Source organism: Nocardia aurantiaca, assembly GCF_009708175.1.
Lineage (GTDB): Bacteria > Actinomycetota > Actinomycetes > Mycobacteriales > Mycobacteriaceae > Nocardia > Nocardia aurantiaca.
The window spans coordinates 118,094-135,538 of the sequence record NZ_WMBB01000007.1 but is presented as its reverse complement, the minus strand read 5'-3'; the positions used below and the strand labels follow the sequence as shown (position 1 = coordinate 135,538).

General features: G+C 68.9%; 17 protein-coding genes and 1 pseudogene. 12 read left to right on the top strand and 6 right to left on the bottom strand.

Features of this window, described 5'->3' with window-relative positions:
* Positions 1 to 433: 433 nt before the first annotated feature.
* From GLP40_RS16240 to GLP40_RS16205, 8 genes and pseudogenes are all read left to right on the top strand, one after another.
* Positions 434 to 589 carry a hypothetical protein gene (locus GLP40_RS16240; RefSeq protein WP_154788764.1) on the top strand — a complete coding sequence of 52 codons (156 nt, stop codon included), beginning with the start codon at positions 434 to 436 and terminating at the stop codon, positions 587 to 589.
* A 25-nt stretch (positions 590 to 614) separates the two neighbouring features.
* Positions 615 to 1,049, top strand: a complete 435-nt coding sequence (locus tag GLP40_RS16235; RefSeq protein ID WP_154788763.1) for a hypothetical protein — start codon at positions 615 to 617, stop codon at positions 1,047 to 1,049.
* A gap of 169 nt (positions 1,050 to 1,218) precedes the next feature.
* Positions 1,219 to 1,767 (top strand): Rv1733c family protein, encoded by a 549-nt coding sequence (locus GLP40_RS16230; protein WP_154788762.1) that lies wholly within the window; start codon positions 1,219 to 1,221, stop codon positions 1,765 to 1,767.
* Between the two features lie 29 nt (positions 1,768 to 1,796).
* On the top strand, positions 1,797 to 2,696 hold the full coding sequence (locus GLP40_RS16225) for a universal stress protein (RefSeq protein WP_154788761.1): 900 nt from the start codon (positions 1,797 to 1,799) through the stop codon (positions 2,694 to 2,696).
* 19 nt (positions 2,697 to 2,715) lie between these two features.
* Positions 2,716 to 4,065 (top strand): wax ester/triacylglycerol synthase family O-acyltransferase, encoded by a 1,350-nt coding sequence (locus GLP40_RS16220; RefSeq protein ID WP_154788760.1) that lies wholly within the window; start codon positions 2,716 to 2,718, stop codon positions 4,063 to 4,065.
* A 343-nt stretch (positions 4,066 to 4,408) separates the two neighbouring features.
* The gene (locus GLP40_RS33275) at positions 4,409 to 5,458 is read left to right on the top strand and encodes a hypothetical protein (protein WP_196054699.1); all 1,050 of its coding nucleotides are present in this window, start codon (positions 4,409 to 4,411) and stop codon (positions 5,456 to 5,458) included.
* 100 nt (positions 5,459 to 5,558) lie between these two features.
* A pseudogene (locus tag GLP40_RS16210) lies at positions 5,559 to 6,212 on the top strand (DUF4389 domain-containing protein); the annotation flags it as partial.
* Complete coding sequence (locus tag GLP40_RS16205) at positions 6,209 to 7,033, top strand: hypothetical protein (protein ID WP_230329635.1); 825 nt, start codon at positions 6,209 to 6,211, stop codon at positions 7,031 to 7,033. The pseudogene GLP40_RS16210 and the gene GLP40_RS16205, both read left to right, overlap by 4 nt.
* 353 nt (positions 7,034 to 7,386) lie before the next feature.
* On the opposite strand, the gene GLP40_RS16200 is transcribed toward GLP40_RS16205, so the two are convergent.
* A complete protein-coding gene (locus tag GLP40_RS16200) occupies positions 7,387 to 9,405 on the bottom strand; it encodes an erythromycin esterase family protein (RefSeq protein ID WP_154788758.1) in 2,019 nt (672 codons plus the stop codon).
* A gap of 291 nt (positions 9,406 to 9,696) precedes the next feature.
* On the opposite strand from GLP40_RS16200, the gene GLP40_RS16195 reads away from it, so the two are divergent.
* From GLP40_RS16195 to GLP40_RS16185, 3 genes are all read left to right on the top strand, one after another.
* Positions 9,697 to 10,179 (top strand): adenosine-specific kinase, encoded by a 483-nt coding sequence (locus GLP40_RS16195; protein WP_154788757.1) that lies wholly within the window; start codon positions 9,697 to 9,699, stop codon positions 10,177 to 10,179.
* A 489-nt stretch (positions 10,180 to 10,668) separates the two neighbouring features.
* Positions 10,669 to 11,595, top strand: a complete 927-nt coding sequence (locus GLP40_RS16190) for a ribose-phosphate diphosphokinase (RefSeq protein ID WP_154788756.1) — start codon at positions 10,669 to 10,671, stop codon at positions 11,593 to 11,595.
* Between the two features lie 54 nt (positions 11,596 to 11,649).
* Positions 11,650 to 11,853 (top strand): hypothetical protein, encoded by a 204-nt coding sequence (locus GLP40_RS16185; RefSeq protein ID WP_154788755.1) that lies wholly within the window; start codon positions 11,650 to 11,652, stop codon positions 11,851 to 11,853.
* A 140-nt stretch (positions 11,854 to 11,993) separates the two neighbouring features.
* Here the strand turns inward: GLP40_RS16185 and GLP40_RS16180 are convergent, their stop codons facing one another.
* The 5 genes from GLP40_RS16180 to GLP40_RS16160 form a co-directional block, all read right to left on the bottom strand.
* Complete coding sequence (locus tag GLP40_RS16180; RefSeq protein WP_154788754.1) at positions 11,994 to 12,854, bottom strand: universal stress protein; 861 nt, start codon at positions 12,852 to 12,854, stop codon at positions 11,994 to 11,996.
* Between the two features lie 203 nt (positions 12,855 to 13,057).
* Positions 13,058 to 13,636, bottom strand: a complete 579-nt coding sequence (locus tag GLP40_RS16175) for a hypothetical protein (protein ID WP_154788753.1) — start codon at positions 13,634 to 13,636, stop codon at positions 13,058 to 13,060.
* A gap of 116 nt (positions 13,637 to 13,752) precedes the next feature.
* Complete coding sequence (locus tag GLP40_RS16170) at positions 13,753 to 14,646, bottom strand: hypothetical protein (RefSeq protein WP_196054698.1); 894 nt, start codon at positions 14,644 to 14,646, stop codon at positions 13,753 to 13,755.
* 130 nt (positions 14,647 to 14,776) lie between these two features.
* On the bottom strand, positions 14,777 to 15,769 hold the full coding sequence (locus GLP40_RS16165) for an Acg family FMN-binding oxidoreductase (protein WP_154788752.1): 993 nt from the start codon (positions 15,767 to 15,769) through the stop codon (positions 14,777 to 14,779).
* Positions 15,766 to 16,476, bottom strand: coding sequence for an SRPBCC family protein (locus GLP40_RS16160; RefSeq protein ID WP_154788751.1), 711 nt, complete (start codon positions 16,474 to 16,476; stop codon positions 15,766 to 15,768). The genes GLP40_RS16165 and GLP40_RS16160 overlap by 4 nt, the downstream gene beginning before the upstream one ends.
* A 178-nt stretch (positions 16,477 to 16,654) precedes the next feature.
* Here GLP40_RS16160 and GLP40_RS16155 point away from each other — a divergent pair, with 178 nt between their 5' ends.
* Positions 16,655 to 17,416: an SDR family NAD(P)-dependent oxidoreductase gene (locus GLP40_RS16155; RefSeq protein ID WP_154788750.1), complete on the top strand. Its 762-nt coding sequence runs from the start codon at positions 16,655 to 16,657 to the stop codon at positions 17,414 to 17,416.
* Positions 17,417 to 17,445: the final 29 nt, after the last annotated feature.

Below are 17,445 nucleotides of genomic sequence, written 5' to 3'. Positions count from 1 at the left end.
CGGCGGGCAATCGCATCGACAAGCGGATGAGGGCCTGATGATGACCATGGCACGTGAGCCGGTACAGCCGCGCGGGGCCCGCCCTCGGCGCAGCGTGGACGAGGATCCGGAAGCGAGCACCGACCCGCCGTCGCTGGTGCGGTTCGTTTCCGAGGGCGAGGCGTGCCGACCCGAGAAGTCGCTGACCACAGCCGATCTGGGCGGTTTGGAGGGCAGGAGAACGCCGCGGCCGCGGGGACGACCGGAGCACGGATCCATGAGATGTATCGACGGCCGGCCATCGCCGAAGAGGAAGAGCGGTACATGATTCCGCTCGCACATGCCGAACAGGCGCACCGCCTCGAGGCCCTCGCCACCGAATGCGGCCTGGACTACGACGGCGGCCCCGGCACTGATGTCGTCCGCCCCCATCGGATTCCGACCGCCCGCGCCGGTGACGTCGGCCCTGTTCACCTTCTGGCCTTTCAGCGGCCGGGCGCGCGTATTCTCGCTGCCGCCGGGCCATCTCGCCCGCGTCTGCATCGTCTGGCGCGCCCACGCCGACCAGCTCGGTTCCCGACCGGTGCACCGCAACCGGCAGCGTCGGTGACCGGTCACTCGAAAGGAGTCCACCCATGACCACCGCCCGCGCTTTCCTCACCGCGGCCGTCTTCCTCTGGCTGGGGATGGTCCTGGCCATCTCGTTCATCGAGGCGCCCCTGAAGTTCCGCGCCCCGAATGTCACCCTCGCCATCGGGCTCGGCATCGGACGCCTGGTCTTCCGTGCCCTCAACGGCGTCGAATCCTTGCTCGCCGTCCTTGTTCTCGCCGCGGTCTGGGCTGATCCGCCGGGGGCCGTGGCGACGGTCGCGCTGGCCCTCGCGGTCGGTGCGCTGGTCGTGCAGCTGGTTTTCGTGCGTCCCCGGCTGACGCGGCGCAGCGACGCCGTGCTCGCGGGAGAGGTCGGTCCGCGTTCGCGCGCCCACTACGGCTACGTCGCGCTGGAAGTACTGAAGGCGCTGGCGCTGCTCGCCACCGGCGTTCTCGTTCTCACCGCCGCGGTGCCGTGACATGGGCCCCTCGGCGCGAGATCAGCGACCTCGGACCGGGAGAACGGTGACTTTCGGCCGTCACCGAGCGGCCCCTGGACACGTCATGCTTAAGGGGCAGACGAGAACTCCTGAGACGAGGTGAAAGGCCATGTCGCACAATTGCTCACTACTGTGGCGGGTGTGGCGGATGCGGCCGTGGAACACCAATCCGCTCATGCGGGCATCGGACCGCTTCGAGTCGGTTCTTCACCTGTTGATGGTCGTCTTGATGCTTTTCGCCGTGCCGGTCGCCGCCGCGGTCGGCACGGCGACATACACCCGCAGCGCTGATCGAATCAGCACGGAGAACGCCCAGAAGACCACCGTTCACGCGACGGTGCTGACCGAGCCGAAGGAAACGCAGCCGGCCGGGCCCGCCCAGCCGGCGCGTTTCGAGTCGCAGGTCCAGTGGCAGCGCGACGGAAGCGTCGCGAACGCAGCGATCGAAGTCCGTCCCGACACGAAGTCCGGTTCTACAGTGCAGATCTGGCTTGGGCCGGACGGCATTCCCACTGACCCGCCGCAGCAACCCGAAATGGCGGTGTGGAACGGCATCGGCACCGGTGTCGCGCTGGAGCTGGGCGCCGGCGCCGGGGCACTCGCGCTGCTCTGGTGCGTGACGCACCTCCTGCATCGCCTGCACGACCGACGATGGGAGGCGGAGCTGCGCGGGCTCGGCCGTCCCATCGGCACCTGACCACGACCCATCGACAGGGACGACCGACCATGACCACAGACTCCAGCTCCAGTGCCGCGCAACCGCGTTCGCTCATCATCGCCGCGGTCGACGGATCGGCCACCTCCTACCAGGCGGCGGTGTGGGCCGCGGTAGAGGCGAATCTGCACGGCTGCGGACTGCATATCGTCACCTCCGTCTCGCTGCCGGTCGGCGAGGTACCCGGCGAAGTGCTCGGTGAGACGGATCTGGAACTGCTGGCCAAGGACGGGCAGCGAATCGTCGACGAAGCGAGCCGCGTGGCGCGCGCCGCGGTGGTGGGCGCGGTCGTACCGATCACGACCGAGGTGCTCCGCGAACCCATCATCGGCTATCTCCTCGAACGGTCCGAGCACGTGCGCACCGTCGCCGTGGGCAGCCGTGGCCTGGGCGCCATCCGGCGCGGCATGCTGGGCTCGGTGGCCGACGCGGTCGTCCGGCACGCGCAATGCCCGGTGGCGGTGATCCACGCGACCGCGGCGACCGACCCGCTGTCCGCCGAGAAGCCGGTGCTCGTCGGCATCGACGGCACCCCCAACAGCGTGCCCGCACTGGAATTCGCCTTCGAGGAAGCCTCGTCGCGGAAGGTCGGGTTGACCGCGCTGCACGCCTGGACCGACATCCTCGGCTCCTACGTGCCGTTGATCGGCTGGGAGCCGTTGCGCGCGCAGGAGAACGAACTGCTCTCCGAGCGGCTCGCGGGCTTCGGCGAACGTTATCCCGATGTGCCCGTCCGTCGCATGCTGGTGATGGAACGTCCGGCCCAGGCTCTGCTGCAGGAGTCGGAGTACGCGCAACTCGTGGTGGTCGGCACCCGCGGACGGGGAGGGTTCACGGGCATGCTGCTCGGTTCCACCAGCTCCACTCTGCTGCACAACGTCGAAACCCCGACGGTCGTTATCCGCACATAATCGAATTCAGGTATCGGTCATGACCGAATTGCAGCCGCTGGACGCGGGGTTCATCGAACTCGAGGACGCCGACCGGCATATCAGCCTCGGTATCGCGGCGGTGGCGATCCTGGCCGGAGAACCGCCGAGCCGCGCGGAGGTCACCGCCATGCTGGCCGACCGGGCAGCGGCGAATGACCGTCTACGACAGCGCATCCGGCGCGCGCCGCTGGACCTGACAGCGCCGGTGTGGGAGTTGGATCCGAATTTCGATCTGGCCCATCACCTTCGGTGGAGCGCACTGCCCGAACCGGCCGACGAACCGGCCCTGTGTGAGTTCGTCGCCGCCGAGCTCGTGGAGCGCCTGGACCGGGACCATCCGATGTGGGAGTGCATTGTGATCGACCACCTCGCGGGCGGGCGCTGGGTCGTGATCATCAAGGCGCACCACAGTCTCGTCGACGGCGTCTCCGGCGTCACGTTGTTCGAAAGCTTCTGTGACCACAACGGTGCGGCGGGGGATCGAACGAGTGCGGAGCGCGATGGTGCGGCCGCTGGGCGGAAGAACCCGTTCGGCTGGGTCGCCAGCGGGCTCCGATTGCCCGTGGACGCGCCGCGCTATGCGGTGGGTATGGTGCGCAGCCTGGTCCCCGTGCTGGCCGGGCTCATCTCCGCGCCCGCGCCCACGTCGCTGAACGGCCCGATCGGCAGGCAACGGCGCTACGTGATCGCACGGGCCTCTCTCCCGGAGATCCGCGAGATCGGCCACGGCTTCGACGCGACGGTGAACGACGTCGTGCTGGCCGCGGTGACCTCGGCGTACAGAGCCGTCCTACTGGGCCGCGGGGAGCAGCCCACCGGTAACACCATGCGGATACTGGTGCCGGTGTCGGTGCGCGCCGCCGACGCGAAATCGACTCTCGACAACCGTGTTTCGGCGGTGCTGTCCCTGCTGCCGTTGCATTTGGAGGACCCGGTCGAGCGCCTCACCGCCATTCACAACCGGATGGCCAGGCACAAGCTGAGCGGGGCCGCTCAAGCCGAGAAGTCGCTGCTCGCCGTGGCCGGACGCTTGCCTTTCGCTCCGGTCGCCTGGAGTGTGCGGATGTGGTCGCATCTGCCGCAGCGCAGCGTGACCGCCGTGGCGACCAACATCCCGGGCCCGCGCCGTACCCTCACCATGCTGGGGCGGCAGGTGCTGGAGCTGCTGCCGGCCATTCCCATCGCCATGCGGCTGCGCACCGGCATCGCCATCCTGAGCTATCGCGACCAGCTCGCCTTCGGCATCACAGGTGATTACGACACCACCCCGGATCTCGAGGTGATCGCCGACGGAATCCACAGCGCCATAGCCGAACTGCTGACCGCGGTGCGAGCTCGGAATCAATGACCGGCCGGCCGGGTCGGCGGGGGTCGTGGTCCAGGTCCTGTCCGGCATCGCCGTACGCCGGCCACATAGACCGGTGCGCGATCGTCGCGGCGGGTAAGTGCGCGTCCGGACTCGCGGTCGTCCTGGAAGATCTCTCGGGCTTCATCGCCCATGCCGGGTGTCATGGAAAGTCCTGGAATGGAGCTGCCGACAGGACCAACGTCCCGCAGGCCGCGCTGCCGCGGTGGGCGGACAGCGGCGAAAGGCCGTCGGGCGCGGGACTTTGGCTCCTGTCGCGGATGACCGCTCGCGACGGACGATCGGAGCAACGGGTGGATGGACGCGCTCGTGGACGGAGGACACGGTGGTTACGAAGTATGAGACCCCGGGAATCGGGGCGGCGGCGATGCTGTTGGCCTTACGCTTGCCCACGGGTCTGCGGCACTCGGTGGGAGAGCTGCGGTACGAGGCACGGCTTTCCGGCAGGCATATCGCGCTGCCGGTGGGTTATGTGCTCGATGGCGATACCGTGGTGATTCGGGTCGGGTATGCCGGCACCAAGACCTGGTGGCGCAACTTCCGGACACCGCATGCGGCCGCGATCCGTGTCGACGGAGAATGGCGGACCGGCTTCGCGCAGGTCGCGATGCCGGACACGCTGGCATATGAAGAGGCCGATGCGGTGTACCGGCAGGCACATCCGCGAACCGCCGCGTCGGCACGGGATCCCTATGTGGTGATCGATCTTTCGGCGCCCGCGCACGCGATCGCCCCGGCGCACGATCTACGCCGACGCTGGTTCGCCAGGGTGAGCGCCGGGGAGTTCCTCGGGTTCCTCGCGCCGGCGCTCGGCGGAGCGCTCACCGCGCACGCGAGTGCGGCCGTGGTCGTCGCCGTCCTGTTGACCGCGGGAGCCGTCGAAGGCGCTGTACTCGGGTATTTCCAGGGCGGGGTCCTGCGAACGCTGTTGTCCCGATTCCGGATTCGAGACTGGATGGCGGCCACGTCGGCCGGTGCGGTGGTGGCCTGGTCGGTTGGCATGCTGCCCATGCTCTACGGCGAGCAGTTCGGTGAATGGCCCACCTGGGCACAGGTCCCGGTCGCCGTCGCGGGCGCGCTGATCGTGGTGTTCGCGATCGGCGTCGCGCAGTGGACGGTATTGCGCCGCTTCACTGATCGGACGGCGCTGTGGATCCTGGCGAACGCGGTCGCGTGGATCAGCGGACTCATCGCCTTCACGGTCGTGGCGCCCCCGCTGTGGCAGCCGGGTCAGTCACCGATTCTCATCGCCGCCATCGGCGCGCTGGGCGGTGTGGCCATGGCCGCTGTCATGGCGTGGGTCACCGGCGCCTTCCTGACCCGCGTGCTGGCCGACGGGCACCTGCTGCCGCCGCGTGAAGGACGCCAATCCTGAAGCGGAGCACCGGATTCGATCCCCGGAGCCCATAACCCCTTCGTCTGTTCCGTTCGATCAGGAGACCGATATGAACCCCGAACACCCCGCCGTCCCCTCCGTCCGGTTGCGTGGCGACCTGGACGAGCCGCTGTCCCGCTGGCTGTGGCTGGTGAAATGGATCCTCGCGATACCCCACTACATCGTGCTGTTCTTCCTGTGGATCGCTTTCTGGGCGGTCACGGTGGTGGCGTGGTTCGCGATCCTGTTCACCGAGCGGTACCCACGCTCCCTGTTCGACTTCACCGTGGGCGTCATGCGCTGGTCCTGGCGTGTGCAGTTCTACACCTACGCCGCGCTGGGCACCGACAGGTATCCGCCGTTCACGTTGCGGCAGACCGACTATCCGGCCGACCTGGAGATCACCTACCCCGAACGGCTGTCGCGCGGGCTGGTGCTCGTGAAATGGTGGCTGCTCGCCATTCCGCACTATCTGGTGCTGGCAGCCCTGTTCAGTGGCGGTGTGGTGCTCGGCGGTGACACCGGTAACCGCAACGGCAGCACCACGATTCCGCTGATCGGCGTGCTGGTGCTGATCGCCGCCGTGGCGCTGTTGTTCACCGGTCGCTATCCGTCCGGGTTGTTCGGCTTCGTGATGGGTGTCAACCGGTGGTTCTACCGGGTGCTCGCCTACTCGGCGCTGCTGACCGATGACTACCCGCCGTTCCGGCTCGACCAGGGCCCGCGGGACACGGCCGAGGACGAGCCGCGGTGACAGCGAAGACCCCTCCGGCACAGGGGCGCTGGGCGCTCATCCTCGTCCTCGCGGCGGTCGCGGTGGTACTGGCCGCCGCGGCCCTGGTGGCCACGCTTTCCGACCATGGTGAGAAGTCCGCACCGCCGCCGTCGTCGGCCGGGACCCCGGCGGTCCCGGCCGGACCGGGAACGACCTCGGGCGCGCCCGGTCCCTCCACCACACCGACCGGCGCGGACTTCCACTACGAGCCGCTGTGGCCGTTCCGAAGCGTCGCCGAAGCGGCGGCCTGGCAGCAGAACGCCGGTCCGAGCGGCCACCAGCCATGGCACCTGGACGCCGGCGCCACCGCGCAATTCTTCACCCAGCACTATCTGGGTTTCACCGGCGTCGACAAGATAGTGAAGGTATCGCAACAGGGTGAACAAGCCTGGGTCAGCGTCGGTTTCGACAATCCGAACGGCGTCGCGGCCGTGGCGGCGGTCCTGCACCTGGTCCGTATGGGCGGAGGCGACACCGCTCCCTGGGAGGTCGTCGGCAGCGAGGACACCACGCTCGCCATCTCCACCCCACCCTACGCAACGGCCGTCCACCCACCGGTGACCGTGGGCGGCACGGTCACCGGTGTCGATGAGAGCCTGCGCATACGGATTCTCCGCCTCGACCGCGAGCAACCGGTCGGCGAATCCGGACCGATCGCCGCCGGTGGAAACGGATCGCCGTGGTCCACAGCGGTTTCCATCGACGCCGCCTGCCCCGCGACCCTGACCATCGTCGTCGCGACCGGTGGTCACGTGGCCGAGGTCGAGCGCTTCGCCGTCACCGGCGTGCACTGTTCGTGACTCGCGGCCGTATACGGCGGTGGTCTCGCGCTCTCAGGTGGCGCCTCGAGGGATACGATCCCAACCCCGGTGACCACCAAGGATTCTCGGATATCCCAGATCGGCTCAATCCGAACTCGGGCACGCGGATCGAGCCGACCCTCGCACTACCACGTTCAGGGTCGCGATGCGGGGCCGCCATCCACCGCCGCACGTCGTATGCACTGTGGAGGCACGACGGCCGAGCGTCGCGGGAGGGTAGGGAACAGGCGTGGTTGCCGGGACTCTCAGCCCGCGTCGCGCAGCGGAAATCCGCAGCGCCGTAAAATCCGCAGCGCCGTAGCGGAATTGCTCGCCGCCGTGCGAGCACGGTCTCAGAGCCCGGTCGGATAGGTCTCCGGGGTCGTGCCCGCGCTCCACGTGCTGTCCGGCACGAGCGGTTCGAGGGCGGTGGTGTGGTCGATGTGGATGATCGCGTCGTAGCGTTCGGCCGCCCGGGTATGGAAGTAATGGCTCTGTCGTTCGGTGCCGGGCTGATAGATAACGCCGATGGCGCGTTCCAGCCGGGGTATACGCAGAATCTCCGCGACGTCGCTGGGCCGGTCGGTGCGCAGGTACAGCGCGGGCATCCCGATATCGTGCAGCAGCTCCTCGATGCTGCTGGGCAGCGGCGCGCGAACCGCTTTGCGTTCGGCCGCCCCGTCCCACCGGCTCGCCGCCGTGACCGTGCCCGTCGCGGTGGTGAATCCGAGGGTGCGGCAGTGCTTTCCGTGCCGTTCACGCACCAGCTGACCGAGCGAGAGCTGGCCGTCTGCCGCCATCTCGGTGGCGCGGGCATCACCGACGTGGGAGTTGTGCGCCCACACCACGATTCGTGCCGGGTGCCCGGGTCGGGACAGATGCTCGGTCAGAGTGTCCAGGGTGTCTGCCATGTGCTGATCGCGCAGGTTCCACGAATTCACCCGGGAACCGAACATGGCCCGGTAGTAGGCCTCGGCGTCGCGGACGGTCCAGGCGTTGCGCAGCGCGTCGAAATGCGCCTCGCCATCGCCGGTTCCGATGAGGTCGACGGCACCGCGCTGTAGATCCACCAGCTGCCGGACCACCTCGGCCTGGCAGGATTCCCCGGCGCCGAACGCCGCGGCGAAACCATAGGCCTGGCCGTCCTCCTCGGAGACACGATCGAAACACGCGTAGCGTTGGACGGCCCGGCGTGCCGCAGCCGGATCCACGCGCTCGAGGTACTCGATCACGCGCCGCATCGAGCGGTGCATGGAATACAGATCGAGGCCGTAGAATCCGGCGCATTCGTGCCCGGTACGGCGGCGCTGGTCATTGTGCAGCCGCAGCCATTCGACGAACTCGCGCACCTGCGTATTGCGCCACATCCAGGCCGGGAAACGCTCGAATCCGCTGAGCGCGTGGGTGGGTGAGTTGTCGGTGCCGAGGCCGCGGACATAGCGGTCGACGCGGTAGGCGTCGGGCCAGTCGGCCTCGCACGCCACGCCGGTGAATCCGTGCTCGCTGATGAGCCAGCCGGTAATCGCGGCCCGGGCCGCATAGAACTCGGCCGTGCCGTGCGAACTTTCGCCGATGAGCACGAATCGCGCGTCGCCGACGAGATCGATCAGCGCCTGCTCGGGCGGGACGCCCGCCGGTGCTTCGAGCGCCGCGGCGCGCAGTACGGCGACCGGATCGGCGGTGGGTGTCGTGCCACCGAGGGTCGGCGTGGTGAGCAGGGTGTGTACTTCCTCGTCGGTGACCTGGCTGAAGTTCCAGAACGAATCACCGACCGCCCGGAACGGCGAAGGCATGGTGGCGCAGACCATGTCGTCGACGAGTGCGCCGAATTCCCGGCAGGTGGACTCCGGCGCGGCCGGCACCGCGACCACGATGCGCTTGGGCTCCTCGGCGCGCAGGGCCTCGACCGCGGCGAACATGCTCGCGCCGGTCGCCAATCCGTCGTCGACCAGAATCACAGTCCGCCCTGATACGTTCACCGGCGCTCGGCCGTCGCGGTAGGCGGCCTCGCGACGGGTCAGCTCGCGCGCCTCGGCCCGCGCGATGGAGCGCAGCTGCTCGTCGGTCAGGCGCAGGGCGCGGACCATATCGTCGTTCACCACGACCCGTCCATCGGAAGCCAGTGCGCCGATGGCGTACTCCGGATTCCCGGGTGCGCCCAGTTTGCGCACGATGAGCGTGTCCAGCGGAGCGCGCAGGGCCGCGGCCACCTCCCAGGCGACGGGTACGCCGCCCCGCGCGAGACCCAGCACGATCACGTCGGGATCGGTGCGATAGTGCTCGAGCAGCCGGGCCAGCACCCGGCCCGCCTCGCGGCGGTCACGGAATATCTGCTGCGGTTCGTCGCGCACGATCGCGGTCTCGGAAGTCATGGCGTGCTCCTGAGGAAGAGGCGAATCAGTCGATCGATGACCCAGCGAGGGAGCCGGTCGAGGGAAGGGCATCTCCAGCCTCCCGCGGTGACCGCCCACCCGACAGAGACCTGCGGCCCGTCGGCGGAGTGACGAACGTCCTCGCGGTCCGGTTTTCCCGCGCGACCATTCAGCCGAACCGGACGGCTACCGCGCGCGGAGATCCGTGGGCCTCTGACACCACCGGATCGCCGACGTCCCCCGGCCGGTTATTCCGGACACCGGGGACCTGATCAGGCGCAGAATGAACGGATGGAGCTGACCGCCGTACCCATTGACAAGCCGGACGATCTGAACGTCATCATCGGCCAGGCGCACTTCATCAAGACCGTGGAGGACCTGCACGAGGCGCTGGTGGGCAGCAGCCCGCACCTGCGCTTCGGGCTGGCCTTCTGCGAGGCATCCGGGCCGCGGCTGGTCCGCTGTTCCGGAAATGACGATGAACTGATCGAGCTCGCCACCAAGAACGCCGTCGCGGTCGGGGCAGGCCATTCGTTCATCGTCTTCCTGCGCGAGGGATTTCCGGTCAATGTGCTCGACGCCGTGCGCCGCGTGCCGGAAGTTTGCGGAATCTTCTGTGCCACCGCGAATCCGGTGGAGGTCCTGATCGCCGAGACCGGGCTGGGCCGAGGTGTCCTCGGTGTGGTGGACGGCCCCGCGCCCTTGGGCGTCGAGACCCCCGGCGACCAGGCTTCTCGCCACGAACTGCTGCGCCGGATCGGCTACAAGCTCTAACCGGCGGCCGGCGAACAGACACGACGTCATCGACCACCGGACCTGAAGGCATTCGCGCGGCGGACCCAACCCCGGCCGGACCGGTCCCAGCCGAGACCCGGCCGCGCGGCCGGTCCGGTCGTCCTCATGCGTTCGCCAGGTGGCGGAACCGGCTGTCGGAGCTGGTGTCGCCGTCGTCCGTCTCGCGTCGCACCGCGCCCCGAGCCAGCTCGGTGCGGAGCATGCGCGCGCTTCTCGCCGAACGGCTGGTTGTCACTCTCGTCACGCCGGAGGCGGCGGCGCCGTGAGGGGAGTCCAACGACTCTGGAGCGCGTGGCATCCGGCCCTGCCGCCGGGCTCCGCCGAGCTGGGAACGTTTGCGGAGGAAGGAGCCATGACGGTTCGGGGCGAGGTGGATTCGGCGTCGTAGGTATCCGGTGACCGAGCGATCGCCTGGTCATGCGCTTCCATCTGCCGGGTAGCCGCGGTCCTAAGGAAGGGAAGGCAGTCATGACACCGCTTCGAGTCGTTTCCGGCAGCGCCAATCCGAGGCTGGCCGCGGCGGTCGCCGAACTGCTCGACGTCGAGCCGCCCGGCTGCGCGCTGGAGCGGTTCCCGGACGGGGAGATCCGTCCGATCGTCGGGCACGTCGGCGGCCAGGACGTGTACGTCGTGCAGCCCACATCGCCACCGGTCAACGACAATGTCCTCGAACTGCTGCTGTTGCTCGATGCCTGCCGGCGATCGCGGGCGGCGCGGGTGACCGCGGTGGTTCCCTACTTCGGCTACGCCCGGCAGGACCGGCGCACCCGGCCCGGCCAGGCGCTGGGTCTGCGGGTGGTCGCCGAAGCCATCGCGGGCGCGGGCGCGGATCGGCTCGTCGTCATCGAACCGCACACGGCCGCATTGGAATCCGTCAGTCCCATCCCCGTCGAGACTTTGACGGCCATCCCGCTGCTGGCCGAGCGGATCAGCCCGGCGCACGGCGGCAACGCCGTCATCGTCGCGCCCGACGCCGGCGCGGTGCGACTGGCCGAGCGGTATGCGGCTCTCACCGGGGATCCGGTGGCTCTCGTGCGCAAACATCGCGAAAGCGAAACCCGCGTCACCGCGATCGAACTCCTCGGCACCGTCGATCACCGCGCCGCGGTGATCGTCGACGACATGATCTCCACCGGAGCCACTCTGGAAGCGGCGGTCGACATCCTGCGCTACCGGGCGGCCGATATCGTGGTGGCCGCCGGCCACGGCCCGCTGACCGCCGCCGCCGAGCGCCTACGCCGGCTCGGTGTCCGCCGGGTGGTGGTCACCGACACCGTGGCGCACGAGGCTGTGACACCCCCCTTCGAGGTGTGCTCGGTGGCACCGCTGCTCGCCGAGGCCATCGCGAGCATGCACAACGACCGGCCGCTACACGAGTTGTTCGTCCGCACCTGACCGGATTCGCGTACGCCCACGAGTCCGGAAGGAGCTGTCCGCGAGGAGTTTCCGGTGTTCTTCGAGGATCGCGCCGATCGCCGCGCTGCCGCGGCGATGTGGTGCGAAACCGCGCCGGCGGGGGTCCCCGGTGCGGCCCATTTGTCCGAAGAACCGGGCACGGTGCGCCGAGCCGCCGAACAGGCACGCGACTGGTTCACGAGCCGGCTGTCCGCCGCCGCGAAAGCCGAACCCTCTGAGAGACGATCGACTAAGTAGACGATCGACCGCGGGACCGCGCGATGTGTTACGCCGCGCGGCGGTCGGCAACCGGGCAGCTCGCCACATCGATGGCGGTGGCGGCAAGCCGCACCGTCAGCGCACATCCGATGATCTCGGCGCCGGCCGCTTTCCTGGGCTCAACCGCAGAGAACGACGGGACAGGGAGCGTGATGCAACAGGTCCCGGCTCGTGGAGCCGAACAATGCGGCGGCCGCGGAGCCGCGGGCCCGGGTGCCGACCACCAGCAGCTGGGAGTCGCGTCCCGCCTCCGCCAGAATCGTGCCGGGTACACCGGGAACGGTGAGTTCCGCGACCCGCACCCCCGGACGGGCCCGGCGATGCGGAGCCAGTGCGTCGGTCAGGACGGCTTGTTCCGCGGCCGTGTGATCGGCTGTCGGCCCGACCGGCGTGATCCGGTTCGCCGGCCAGCAGTGCACGGCGGTCAGCGGCACCGCGAGCGCCTCGGCCAGTTCGAATCCCAGCTCGAGGGCCGCCGTGCTGAGCGGAGTGCCGTCCACACCCACCGTGACCGGCTTTCGCCGCGGAATGGGACGGCCCGCGGTACCGCGCCACACCACGACCGGGCAGCGCGCGTGGCGCGCGACCTCCATGGTCGTCGGGCCGACCAGCCGCCCATCCCAGGCGGTCTGGGCCCCGACCACCAGGATCCGGGCGTGTGTGCTGCGAGCGATGAGCGCGGGCCCGGCGGCCTCGGGGGTGATCTCGGTGGTGACGGGCAACTCCGGAGTGCACGAACGGACCAGTGCCACGGCGTGTTCGGCGATGTGCGCGGCGATCTCATGCCAGCGCACGACCTTGCCGCTCGGCGGCGTGTGCCCTGGGTCGCCGTCGTGGTGGGGAAACCTCGGCGCGCAAGCGATCACGAGCGGTTCGTGGATCGCCGCGGCGAGATAGGCCGCCCAGCGGACAGCATTGAGTGAAGGCGCCGAGCCGTCCACCCCGGCCACCACGGCGCTGCGATCGCGGTGCGCATCCATCGTTCCTCGTTCCCCGCACGGCGAATCCGCGCGAACCCGGTCTGATTCCCTGAGAATGACGCGCGGGCGGCGAGCGCGCACGATGCGAGAGACCTCGATCCCGGTGACGTATGACCATGCGCCGGCATCGGTGACCGCGGCCCTGCCCCGGATCGGCCGGGCCGTGACCACCCGCCTGATCCGGCGCGAGGAGCGACGACGGATCAGGCGGGTGACAGACCGGTCACCCGCCACCAGGCGCCCTCGTCGTCATCGGCCTGCTGAGCGGGGCCGGCGGCGAACAGTTCGGTCCTGCGCCGGCCGGGGATGATGTGGTAGCCGATCGAGCCGGGGACACTGACCAATGCCAGGATTCGCCAGAGGCTGCGGGCGTAGGCCTCGGCTCGGGCGGGGGTGTCCCATTCGTAGAGCCCCCGGTAGGCGCCGTATTGGTCGTGAGCCAGCCAGAGTTTGGTGATGAGGCCGGGGAATCCGGCGAAAAGGATGGTGTTGAGCAGGCTTTCGCAGCGGAACAGGGCGTGGCCCCGGCCCCGGACACCGCGCAGGGTGAATACGACGACCAGGATGCATGGGTCGAGCGCTCCGACCCCATCGATCGCGGTTTCACGGAAGACCGGCGCGGTGGCGCCGTCAGCGAAAGTGATTCGCAGGCCGATGTTCTCGCGCGGCACACGGATTCTGTGGCGCACCAGCAGCATGACGGTGACCGCGATGGAGCGGGCGATGGCGAGCGCGGCCGGTCCGACAGGCAGCGGGATTTGCGGGGACTCCTCGGTGTTCATGGGAAATCGTCCTCACTGGGCGGTGATGACGACCGTCAACGCTCCGGTCTCGCCCGCGCGTGCGAAAGTGTCGTAGGCGGTGGCGAATTCATTCATGAGGCCGAAGCCCGCGTGCGCTACGGCTCAGGTGCGGTCGGCGTGGGTGAGGTGCGACCGTGGGTGTCGGTGGCGGCGTCCAGGGAGTCGGCGAAGGCGATGAGCCGGTGGACCTGGTCGCCGTGGCGGCGCAGGAAGTCCTCGCGGGCGCGGCCGCGGCGGAAGGTGAGGAAGGCGCGGCCGGTCTCGAGTTGCCAGGTGTACCAGAACAGGTAGGGGATGGTGAGGACGAAATTGGCTATGCCCCAGACGATCCAGACGTCGTTGTCGAACCACCCGTCGGAGGGCATGACCTTCGGGAAGATGTTGTAGACGGCGATGACGAGCATCAACACCGGCAGGGTGTAGATACGGGCCATGATGTAGAGCTCGGGACGGCGCTTGACGAGCGGGTAGATCTCGGCGACCGCGAGAATGCAGATACTGGCGGCGAAATGCTCTTCCTGCGGCGGATATCCGCCGAAGGTGAAGCACAGATTCCAGGTGGTGTAAAGGAAGTTCCACGCCATCGTCGTGTAGGCGACGAGTTCGGCGTTGCGGCCGGGCAGGACCTCCCAGAAGCGCGGGCAGTACGGGATCGTGAGGCACAGTCCGAGCCCGACCGCGGCGTTCCAGTAGTTGCCGATCTGGGCGTCACGCAGGGTGGCCTCGGCGATATTGAGGAACAGGATCGCGTACGGGAACCACAGGAATCGCGGATTGCGCAGGATCTCCCAGGCCCGGCCGGGCCGTTGCTCGGCCACCGAGATCCGCATCGCGCCGACCAGGGTCAGCGGTATCAGCACCGACAGGATCTTGGCCCAGGAGAACCAGTTGATCAGCCCGATATCCCGGCCCGGCCCCCAGATCCAGAGCGGGAACGTCAGCAGCGACAGCCCCCAGACCCACATCGAGGGCCGCGGATGAGTGCGCATGTAATCGACGATGAGCCACAGGATTCCGCAGAACACCAGCATCGATATCGCTGTCACCCAGGTGAAGGGCGCCGGATTCCCGGACACCGCCTCCGATGCCGCGCGGACCATGTGACTATCGCCTTCCCGTTCAGCGCCGGTCGATCGTCAGGATGTCGGTCAGCGGTCGCCGGGGAGTCGGCGGATGCTGCGGCTCGTCGCTCGGCGCGATGCCGATCCGCAGCACCACCTGCGGCTTGCCCGGCTGCTTCAAGAAACCGGCGAGAACGTTTCGCCCCGTCGGCAATTCGGTGATATGGGTGAGGGTGCAGGTCGCCAGACCGGCCACCGTGCATTCGAGCAGGACCGCCGAGAGCGCTTCACCGGTCGCCAGCCAGTCGTGCACGGAATCGGTCGGCGAGCTGAGTATGACCAGCTGGGCGTGGTCCTCGGTGGCGGCGCGGCGCGCGGAGTGCGGCGCGGACGGAAACGACCGGCCCACCCGGACCCGGGAGAATTCCGCGTCCGAGACGAGCGCGTCGGCCGGAACGCCCTCGGAAACATCGGAATGTCCTGTCCACCAACCGATTTCGGCCTGGTACATCATGTCGTGCCGCCGCAGCGCCGCCGCCTGCTCGGATACCGCGGCCATCCTGTCCTGCACCGACTCGTCGAGGGTATCCAGTTCGACATAGTGCGGGGACGCCAGCATGCGCAGTCTCCTCTGCACGGCATCCCAATCCGAGGGCGCGTCCATCGGCAGCCGGTCGGTGCGACGGTTGTCGATCGCGCGCGCCCGCGCCACCAGTCCGGCCGGGGGATCAGGCCAGGGCCGGAATCGGATCTCGGCCAGGCGGCCGGGATCCAGCGGATCGGGCATCCGGGTCGTGTCGGTGTGCCAGCCCTGAGCGCCGAAAGCGGTGCGGACATGGTGCAGCATGGCGCCGCAGCTGATCACCAGCTGTCGGCCCTGCGGGTCCATCGCGGTGAGCACTCGGTCGGGATCGGTGCGCAGGTGCAGTCGCTCACCGTCGAAGCGCCAATGCCAGGGCTGGGTGTTGTGCACCGAGGGCGCGCGGCAGGCCAGCCGCATCGCGGCCAGCAGAGTGCGATGGTCGGGTGTGGTGTGCGGGGTGGCGGTCATGATCCGAGTGTTCGCGTCGGCCAGTGCGGAACATACGGGCTTTCCGCCTGCGCAGTGGGGACGTTGGTCACCGGGGCGGGCAACGGCCCGGTGCGCTCGGCGCGCTCCTTGATGCCGTGCAGCATCTTGGCCTCCATGATCAGGCTGCCGGGCTCCATGATCAGCATGAAGAAAAGCCGTTGCAGCAGACCGGCATCCGAGAGCGCGATGCGGTTACGGCTGACCAGGCGGGTGCCCTCGTCGGTGGGGTAGAGGCCGAACGCCCACACCCAGTGGCCGTCGGTCGAGGCGAGGACGAAGGCGCGCGGGCGGTCCAGCACGGCCACCCGCATGGCCGGTCCGGATTCGCCCATGGGCAGCACGTCGTCCACCGCGAGCTGCTGGAACTGCGGCAGGATCTCGTCGGCGCTGTGCATGTTCAGCCCGAGCAGGTTCTCGATCCAGTCGTAGGTGTAGGCGCCCCCGCGCCCGGGACCCATCTGCACCAGCCACGGCCAGATCTGTTCCGGGGTGGCGGCGACGGTGATCGAGCGGGTCGTCACGGTGCCGGCCTCGGCCAGCAGGTCGTCGCCGGGCATGACCCGCTCCACCTCCTCAGCGGTCGATCCCCAGCTCACGCACGTGTCACGTGCGAAAAGCCGGTATCCGGCCGCCAGGCCGGTGAGGGCCGAGGCCACCCCGATCGCGGTCGCCGTCGATGTCTTCATGGGTCTTCCTCTCGGTGGGAACTCGGTTTCGATCCTCGGCCGTACGGCTGGTTTCCCGCAGGGACGGATGGCCCGACATACGCCCTCGGAACCGGTGACTTTCGGCCGTCTCGCCGCGGGTCACGCGCGCGCGATGCTGTGACCGAACAGCGGATTCGCACGGATCGGAGGACACGTCATGACGGAGTTCGCGAACAGGAGCGCGATCGTCACCGGCGGTGCGCGGGGCATCGGCGCGGCGGTGGTCGCGGAACTGGTGAAGGCGGGCCTGGGCGTCGTCATCGCCGACCTGCTCACCGACGACGGCACGGCACTCGCGGAAACCTTTGCGCCGCAGGCGCGGTTCCATCATCTCGACGTCACCGACGAGGAGGAGTGGAGCCGGGTGCTGGAGGAGACCGAACGCGAGTTCGGCCCGCTGGCGGCACTGGTGAACAATGCCGGAATCCTGGACTACGGGACCGTGGAATCGGAGTCGCCCGACCTGTTCCGGCACGTCCTGGACGTCAACCTCTTCGGGCCGTGGCTCGGCATGCGCCTGGCCGCGCCGCGCCTGCGCGCCGCGGGCGGCGGCATCATCGTCAACATCTCCTCGACCGCGGGCCTGATGGGGTACGCGGGCATCAGCGGGTACGTCGCGAGCAAGTGGGGACTGCGCGGATTGACCAAAGCCGCGGCGCTGGAACTGGGTTCGTCGGATATCCGCGTGTGCTCGGTGCACCCGGGCCCGATCCACACCGCGATGACCCTCGGCATGGACGAATCCATCGCCGCCACACAGCCTCTGCCGCGCTTCGGCGAGCCGGAGGAGGTCGCCGCGATGGTGCGGTTCCTGGTCACCGAGGCGACCTTCTCGACCGGTTCGGAATTCGTGGTCGACGGGGGCGCGACGACGGGGCAGGCGGGGGTACTCGAAGCGTCTGGTTCAGACCAGCGGTAATGGCGAAACGAAGGAACTGGAGGCATCGC